The sequence below is a fragment of the Rhizobium sp. SVR5-9E genome (assembly GCF_056755095.1).
In genome coordinates this window covers 1-8,427 of sequence record NZ_JBNDHS010000157.1, presented here as the reverse complement: position 1 = coordinate 8,427, position 8,427 = coordinate 1, and the positions used below count along the sequence as shown (strand labels likewise).

5 protein-coding genes and 2 pseudogenes are annotated in these 8,427 nt (G+C 63.5%); 2 read left to right on the top strand and 5 right to left on the bottom strand.

Annotated elements, in window-relative coordinates; genetic code table 11:
- Positions 1-333 (bottom strand): annotated as a pseudogene (locus tag ACPYOJ_RS33120) (glutathione S-transferase family protein); the annotation flags it as partial.
- A gap of 208 nt (positions 334-541) precedes the next feature.
- Between ACPYOJ_RS33120 and ACPYOJ_RS33115 the strand changes: the two are divergent.
- Positions 542-1,110, top strand: a pseudogene (locus tag ACPYOJ_RS33115) (GNAT family N-acetyltransferase).
- Positions 1,111-1,191: 81 nt separating this feature from the next.
- A complete protein-coding gene (locus ACPYOJ_RS33110; RefSeq protein ID WP_481420027.1) occupies positions 1,192-2,505 on the top strand; it encodes an MFS transporter in 1,314 nt (437 codons plus the stop codon).
- A gap of 10 nt (positions 2,506-2,515) precedes the next feature.
- Here ACPYOJ_RS33110 and ACPYOJ_RS33105 read toward each other — a convergent pair whose 3' ends face one another.
- The 4 genes from ACPYOJ_RS33105 to ACPYOJ_RS33090 form a co-directional block, all read right to left on the bottom strand.
- Positions 2,516-2,935 (bottom strand): GNAT family N-acetyltransferase, encoded by a 420-nt coding sequence (locus tag ACPYOJ_RS33105; RefSeq protein ID WP_481420026.1) that lies wholly within the window; start codon positions 2,933-2,935, stop codon positions 2,516-2,518.
- A 4-nt stretch (positions 2,936-2,939) separates the two neighbouring features.
- Positions 2,940-5,009: a hypothetical protein gene (locus ACPYOJ_RS33100; protein ID WP_481420025.1), complete on the bottom strand. Its 2,070-nt coding sequence runs from the start codon at positions 5,007-5,009 to the stop codon at positions 2,940-2,942.
- 1 nt (position 5,010) lies between these two features.
- Entirely contained in the window at positions 5,011-7,824 is a 2,814-nt protein-coding gene (locus tag ACPYOJ_RS33095) for a DUF4159 domain-containing protein (protein ID WP_481420024.1), read from the bottom strand.
- On the bottom strand, positions 7,821-8,427 hold a 607-nt coding region (locus tag ACPYOJ_RS33090), incomplete at its 5' end, for a DUF58 domain-containing protein (RefSeq protein WP_481420023.1). The genes ACPYOJ_RS33090 and ACPYOJ_RS33095, both read right to left, overlap by 4 nt.

Below are 8,427 nucleotides of genomic sequence, written 5' to 3'. Positions count from 1 at the left end.
GCCGTAAAGCTGATCGCCGGTGGCGCCGTCGCCGACTTTGAATTCCCAGCCGTTTTCGGCCATCAGCGGATCGACGACCGATACGGAGATGATATTCTCAAGCTTCTTCAGCTTGCGGAAGATCAGCGTGCGGTGCGCCCAGGGGCAGGCGAGTGACACGTAGAGATGATAGCGGTCGGCCTCGGCCTTGAAACCACCGGTGCCTGTCGGTCCCGGCTTTCCATCAGCCGTGACCCAGTTGCGAAACTGAGAGGCTGCGCGCTTGAAATGGCCCTTCGTTTCTTTCGTGTCGTACCAGACGTCCTGCCAGACGCCGTCAACCAGCATGCCCATTATATTCCTCCAGAACTCGTCGTTGGAGTGAACATATCGCAGGCGGCCCGGCTTTGCAGGGTGCAAAGATTGAACAGTGCGTCACACTGTCTTTTGGGATGATTTCATTTTGCGTTGGACGAGGGAAATTTTTCCTGCTATCGGCCTTTTCACATTCGCTCAGGAACCCGATTTTGATGCACGCAACCAGAAGCCTGCGACGACGCTGATGCTCCCGAACGCCCAAGGGCGTGCTCGAGAACCCATCGCTTCTGTCTATCCGGTTTCTGTCTCATCATGCACAAGCACGATCTGGTCTACCTCACTGAGGATGCGTCTCATGACGCAGCTATCGAACACATCAACGAAGAAGCATTCGGTCCCGGCCGGCATACACGTGCTGCCGCCCGCATCCGCGAGCAGGGGCCGCACGATCTGTCGCTCTCCTTCATCTGCACCGATGACGGCGAGACGATCGCTTCAGTGCGACTGACGCCCGTCATGGCAGGGGCTGTGAAAGGGCATCTGCTCGGGCCGCTCGCCGTGCGGCCTTCGCACAAGAATATGGGCATCGGACGCGAACTGGTGCGGATCGCGGTGGAGGCTGCGAGGCGCAGGGGGTCGGAGGCCGTCATTCTCGTCGGCGATCCGCCGTACTATTGCCCGCTTGGCTTCGAGAAGGTCGCCTATAATGCGCTTGCGTTTCCCGGCCCGGTCGATCCCGCCCGCGTTCTCGTCGTGCCGATTGCCGAAGGTACCCATCAGCGTCTCAAGGGCACAATCGGCTGGCGCGAATAGGCTATTTGTTCTATCAAGTCACTGATTTTCCATGAGGCCCGCCATGGGTCAGGTTTCGTCAGCTCTAACAGAGGCGGCAGCATGGGCGGAATTTCAATGGACGAGGCGCTGGATCGTGCCGGAACCGGTGCCTTTCAACGGCGGTTGATGGCGATCTTCGGGCTCGTCTGGGCGGCCGATGCCATGCAGGTCCTTGCCGTCGGTTTCACGGCCGCCTCGATTGCCGCCACGTTCCAGTTGACCGTACCGCAGGCGCTGCAGACCGGAACCCTGTTCTTCCTCGGCATGCTCATCGGCGCCGTGGTCTTCGGCCGGCTCGCCGACAGGATCGGACGGCGCAATGTGCTGATCCTGACGGTCGGATGCGATGCCTTGTTCGGCACGCTCTCGATCTTCGCTCCGTATTTCGCCAGTCTGCTGGTTCTGCGGTTCCTGACCGGGGTGGCCGTCGGCGGTACCTTGCCGGTCGACTATTCGATGATGGCGGAGTTCCTGCCCGCAAAGAATCGCGGCCGATGGCTGGTGGCGCTTGAGGGATTCTGGGCGATCGGCACGCTGATCGTCGCCCTTGCCGCATGGGCTGCCAGCGTTGCGGGCGTTACAGATCCCTGGCGTTATATTTTCGCGGTGACGGCGGTACCGGCGATCCTCGGAATCGGACTGCGATTTTTCGTGCCGGAATCACCGCTCTACTTGTTGCGAAAGGGCCGCGCCGAAGAAGCCAAGGCGATCGTCAACCGCATGCTCAGACGTCACGGCAAGCCGGAGCTTGGTGCCGCCGACCAAATCGTGCCGGCGCCGCATGCCGCTGCCGAAGGCCTCTTTACCGCCTCGCTTCGCCGCCGGAGCCTGATGATCCTGGCGATCTGGTTCCTCGTTTCGGTTTCCTACTACGGCGTCTTCACCTGGATGCCCGCAAAGCTTGCCGGCGACGGCTTCGGCTTCGTGCGCGGTTATGGCTTTCTGGTATTCGTGGCGCTCGCCCAGATCCCCGGCTACGCGCTTGCGGCCTATGGCGTCGAGAAATGGGGCAGGCGGCCGACGCTGGTCGGCTTCTGCCTGCTTTCTGCAGCGGGATGCCTGCTCTTCGTGCTTTCGCCTGACGATATGCTGATCGGAGCATCGCTGCTGATCATGAGCTTCGCCCTGCTTGGGACATGGGGTGCGCTCTATGCCTATACGCCGGAACTTTATCCGACGGCATCGCGCGCCACCGGCATGGGTGCGGCAGGCGCCATAGCACGGCTCGGCGGCCTTATTGCCCCGTCACTGATGGCATTGGTGGTATCGCAGGGGCTCGGGGTTGCGATCGGGCTCTTTGCGGGGTTTCTGATCGTCGCGGCCATCGCGGCGCTCGCGATCGATACCGAAACGCGGCAGGTCTCGCTCGCCTAGGCTCCTGACCCTAAGCGAGACTCTTGCGCAGGAACGTCCGGCTCCGACCTTTCGGAAACTCCGGCAATTCGCCGAAGATCTCGTAACCCGCCCGCTGGTAGGCGCGGAGCGCCTGAGGATTGAAGGTATCGATCCAGGCGCCGTGACAGCCGCGGGCTTTGGCCTCTTCCTCGGCGTTGGCAAGGATCTTTCCGGCCAAGCCTTTGCCGCGCTGGGTCTCCGGGATGTACAGGTTCTGCGTGAAGAGCCAACCCCAGGCGGTATAACCGGAAAGCCCGCCTGTTACCTTGCCGTCCGTGTCGCGGATGAGGAGGGCAAGCGGCTGACGTTCCGAAGGGCCGACGTCCTCAATGTTGAAGGCGCCGAGCGCGTCCTGGATGGCGGCAAGCTCTTCCGGGGAGGGCGATCCAGTCAGTTCGAATTCCGGCATGGCCTCATCGCCCTTCGCGCCACCACATGGCGCCGAAGGCAAGCAGCAGCACACCGACGCCGGCAAAGCCGGCAAAGAGCGGCAAGGTATTGATGCCCTTCAGGACGGTCTCGTTCGTCAGCTTGATCTGCATGCGGTCGTTGTCGGCAACGCGAATCTGGCCGCGGACCGGCAGGATCGGCGGAACCTCGACCGCTCCGCTCGCATCCGAAACGCGGGCAACAAGGCCGCGCGTCTTGCCGGCGATCGGCTTCAGCACGTCACCGGTCGAAATCATCGCCTTGAATTCCGGCGCATCGACCGCGCCGACATGGACGAGCGTCATGAGGTCACCGTTGCGGATCTCGAAGAGGCCGATCTCGTCCATCTTCTTCTCGGCCTTGAAGAGACCGGGTTCGGATTGCGTCAGCGGCAGCGTTTCCGTCCTGCCAGAAGGGTATCGGATCGTGGCGTCGCCCGGATTGTCGCCGAGCGTCTGGCGGGTGATCTCAAGCGTGCGGCCGGAGGCGCGGGCCGTCAGAGCCTCTTCTTCGAGAGCCGGTTCCTTCATCAGCCAGTGGGCGATGCGGCGATAGAGCGAGACGTGCGGACCGCCGCCCTCGAAGCCGCGGGCCCAGAGCCAGCCCTGGTCGGAGAGCAGCATGGCGACGCGGCCCTGGCCGGCGCGGTTCAAGACCAGCAGCGGATGATTGTCGGCGCCGACCATCACCGTCTGGCCTTGCGGCGGTTCAACATCGACGCTACGGAACCAGCGGCCCCAATGCGGCGGCTCGTCGGCGGAACCATCGAGGCCGCGCGTAACGGGATGCTTTCGGCCTTCCTCGGAAAGGCGCGGATAAAACGCCTTGTCGATCATCCGGCCGGTCGGCTGCGCCGGAAGTACGGACGCAAGTGGCGTCAGCGCAATCGAATCCTGACCGGCATGTTCGGGACCTGCGGCAATCAGCAGCGCGCCGCCGTTTTCGACATATTGGGCGATGTAATCATAGTAGAGGATCGGTAGCACGCCGCGGTGCTGGTAGCGGTCGAAAATGATCAGGTCGAAGTCCTTGATCTTGTCGACGAACAGTTCGCGCGTCGGAAAGGCGATCAGCGAAAGCTCGTTGATCGGCGTGCCGTCCTGCTTTTCGGGCGGGCGCAGAATGGTGAAGTGGACCAGGTCGACAGAAGCGTCAGACTTCAAAAGATTGCGCCAGGCGCGTTCGCCGGCATGCGGCTCGCCGGAGACCAGAAGTACACGCAGGTTTTCGCGGATGCCGTCGATGACATGGACGGCGCGGTTGTTTGCCTCCGTCACTTCACCCGGCAGCCCGGCAACCGAGAATTCCAATACGTTGCTGCCGCCGCGCGCAACCCTGAAGGAAAACGGCGTATCCTGACCCGGAGTCGCTTGCAGCGTGGCAATCTCGTCGCCATTCAGCTTCACGGTGATCTTGGCCGTATCGCCGGGGCTCGGGCCATCGTCGAAAACGCGAAGGACTAGTTGCTGCTCTTCGTTGACGATGCCGAAGCGCGGCGCCTTGATCACCTCGATGCGGCGGTCGAACTCGTTGGGCTTGCCGGTGATGAGGCCATGGATCGGCGCGTCGAAGCCAAGCGCCTGGTTGATCCCCGGCACATCATGCACCTGGCCGTCCGTGAGCATGATCGCGCCGCCGATACGCGCCGGAGGCACGTCGGCAACGGCAGCCGACAGCGCCGTGAACAGACGGGTGGACGGTGTGTCGGAATCTTCCGGTTCGGTGACATCGACGTATCGCGGCTCGATATTCGGGAAGCGCGCGAGGCGATCCTTGAGCTGCGCCAGCGCATCCTCGGTCACCTTGATGCGGTCCGGGGTCTGCTGGCTCTGGCTGCGATCGACGATGACAGGAACGATCGTCGAAAGCTGGTCGCGGTCTTCCTGCATGAGGAGCGGGTTCGCGAGCGCTGCCAGCAATGCGAGGGCCGCCAGCGTGCGGATCCAGGCGCCACGGATACCGCGCCAGATCGCGAAGGCTGCGACCAGCACAACCACAGCCGCCAGTGCGGCAAGGACCGGCCAAGGAAGGAAAGGCGAAAAATCAAGCGTCATGTCACTGTCCCAGCCGTTCGAGGAGCGCTGGGATGTGGACCTGATCGGTCTTGTAGTTGCCGGTCAGCATGTACATCATGATGTTGACGCCCGCGCGGTAAGCATATTCGCGCTGCATCTCATCCGGCGGAACGGTCGGCAGCATCGGTACGCCGTTCTCATCGACCGCCCAGGCCCCGGCAAAATCGTTGCCAGTAATGAGGATCGGTGAAACACCGTCGGCGGAGGCGGTGGATTTCGGGTCCGAAGCACGATTGTCCTGCCGTGACTCGATCCAGAGGGGACTTCCGCTATAGCGGCCCGGGAAGCTAGACAGCAGATAGAACGACTTTGTCAGGACGTGGTCGGAAGGAACCGGCTCGAGCGGTGGAATGTCTAGGTTTGCAAGGATCTGCTGCAGGCGCTCGCCGTTGGCGCTTGTGGCGCCGCCATTGTCGTCCAGCGCCGTGAATTGGTCCCGCGTGTCGAAAAGCACGGTGCCGCCAGCGCGCATATAGGCGTCGATGCGATTGATCGCAGCCGCGGATGGCATCGGCGCGGAGGCGGAAACCGGCCAATAGATGATCGGATAGAAGGAAAGCTCGTCCTTGGTGAGATCGAGGCCGACCGGCGGCGCGGGCTCCAGTGTCGTCCGGAATGTCAGGAACTCCGTCAGGCCCTCGAGACCGCGCTCGGAGATATTGTCGACATCCTGCTCGCCGGTGACGACATAGGCGAGATGTGTGTTGTCCAACCGCTGGAAAATCTGATCGTCACCGGGCTTGGAGTCATCGGCGCGACCATCGAGCGGTTGCAGGAAGAGGGCAGCGCCGATCGCGACGGCAACGAGCGCTGCAGGGCGGGCCGCCGAGCGCAGGCGCGAGAAAGCGCCGCCCATGAACATCACGATGAGGCTGTCTGCCAAGAGCAGCAGGAAGGCGATGAGGAAAAGCGCGGGCTTGGCGGACCAGGTCTCACCGCCGATCAGGCCCTGCCGGACGAGATTGGCGCCAGCCATGTCCAGCGGCTTCAGTTCGGCATTATTCGGCAATACATTCAACGCGGTAAAGCCGTCTTCTGAACCATAGAGTCCGGGCGGGTTATCGAAGCTGGAAATGGGTTCAGCCTTTGCATTCGGGATGAGCGGGCGGGCGGTGCCCGTCTCCGTCGTCAGCACGCCCTTTGCCGTCAGCAGCCGGAAGGGCGGCAGCGCTTCGGCAGTCGACGCCGCGCCGGCTTCGGAGGTCACACCGCCGGAGCGGGAGAGCTGGACAATACGCCTGAGCATCTCGACGAAATTACCGGAAATCGGGAGGTTGGACCAGGTCGCCTCGGCGCTGACATGGAAGAGCACGATACGACCGGCGTTGATCGGCTTGGTCGTCACCAGCGGGGTGCCGTCAGCAAGGCTTGCCCAGGTACGCTCGGCAAGATCGGGCGTCGGCTCGGCGAGAACCTGGCGCTTGACGGTGACATCCGTCGGCTTGGCCATACCGGCGAAGGGACCGAAATTGGGAAAGTCCGCAAGCGGCTGTGGTTCGGCCCAGGAAAGCGAACCGCCAAGCGCGCGCTCGCCCTGCCGCAGCGTCACGGGCACAAGCGGATCGTCAGCCGGGGCGGCGGCCAGGCGCGGGCCTGCGAAGCGGATCAGCGTGCCGCCATTGGCAATCCAGCGCTGCAGCGGCTCATAGGTTTCCTGCGGCAGGCGGCCGATATCCGCCATGATGATGACCGAGGGATTCTGCGACAGCAGGTCAGGAATGGCGGTCGCGAGATCGGGCGTATTCGGCTGGATCAAATCGGCATAAGGCTGCAAGGCGCGCTGAATGTAATATAGCGGGGAGAGAAGCGGCTGGAAGTCATCGCCCGCTTCGCCTGAAAGCAGGACGACGCGGCGGCGCTTGAAGCCGTCGTCGAGAAGCTGCACTGCGCCTGCCGTCGCGTGGGCGTCGATACTGACGCGGGCGAAATCATTGCGCATCTCGAAGGGGGCGGCAATCGAGCCGGTGGCGACCGATTGCCCAGGCTTGAAGTCGACAGTGCCGGCGGCAATCGGGCGGCCCTGCGCATCTTGCGCCGTCAGGGGCAGAGAGGCGGCACCAGTGCTGTCCAGGCGTGTTGCGGTCACGGTCATCGCGTCCGCGGCATTCGTGGCGCCGGTAATGGCAATTGTCTGCGTCGCGTCGCCTTCCACGAGCCGGAACTCGGCCGGCTGCAGGTCGGCCAGTTGACGGACGGTCGCATCATTTTCCTTTGCCGCTGCTCCATCGGAAAGAAATGCGAGGGTGCCTGGTTTCGTTCCATTCAGCGCTACCCGCAAAGCTTCGAAGGCACGCCCGCGATCGGGAACAAGCGGCCGCGGCTCTGCGGCGCGAAGCTTGTCGCGGGCAGCCGTCGCGGTCCCGGGCACCGCATTGTTGGTCGGATCGGCGGTAAACGCGACCGCAACCGGGATACCTGCGGACTCGGCCTCGTCGATCAGCGCCTCGGCGGTCTGGACGCGGCGTGCCCAATCGGGTGCCGTGGCCCAGCTGTTATCGACGAAGAGCACCAACGGGCCGCCGCCGGCGAGCGAAGTGGCGCGGGGATTGAAGACCGGGTCGGCGATGGCGAGGATCACGGCGGCGGCAAGAAGCATGCGCAGCAGCGTCAGCCACCAGGGGCTTTGGGCCGGCGTCTCCTCGCGCTTCAGCACGGTCGCCAGGATTCTCAGCGGCGGAAAATACTCCGATTTCGGTCGTGGCGGCGTGAGCCTGAGCAGCCACCAGATGATCGGCAGCGCCACGAGTGCGCCAAGAATTGCTGGATAGGCGAATGCGAAGGGAAGTCCGCTCACAGCTGCCCTCCGTGCGTCGCCTTGGCCGGCATGCCGGAGAGATACATATGAACCGCAACCAGCGCTTCGGATGCCAGATGGTCGGTGCGGTGAGTGACGAATGTCCAGCCGAGATGGCGGAGTGATTGGCCGAGGCCGTCGCGGCGCGCGAGATAAGCGCGGCTATAGGCTTCGCGGATGTGTTCCGCGCGGCCGGACACCAATCTTGAGCCGGTTTCCGGATCTTTGAATTCGGTGCGTCCGGTATAGGGGAAGAGCTCCTCGGCAGGATCGGCGATCTCGACCACATGGCCGCGAAGACCACGCCGGGCAAGCGGGCCGAGGCGTGCCATGATCGTCGGCGCGTCGTCGAGGAAATCGCCGATCAGAACGAGATCGCTCGAGCCGCGGATCATGCCGATTTCCGGCAGGCCGCCGGCCAAGGGGGCGTGCATCAGCGCAGTCGCGAGCCGCTCGGCGGCATTGCGGGCGGAGATAGGCTCCATCACGCCAGGGCAGCCGATGCGCTCGCCGGAGCGGGCCAGGATTTCAGCAAGAGCCAGCATGATAACGAGCGCGCGGCTCTCCTTCGAGACGCTGCCGAAGGTCGACTGGTACATCATC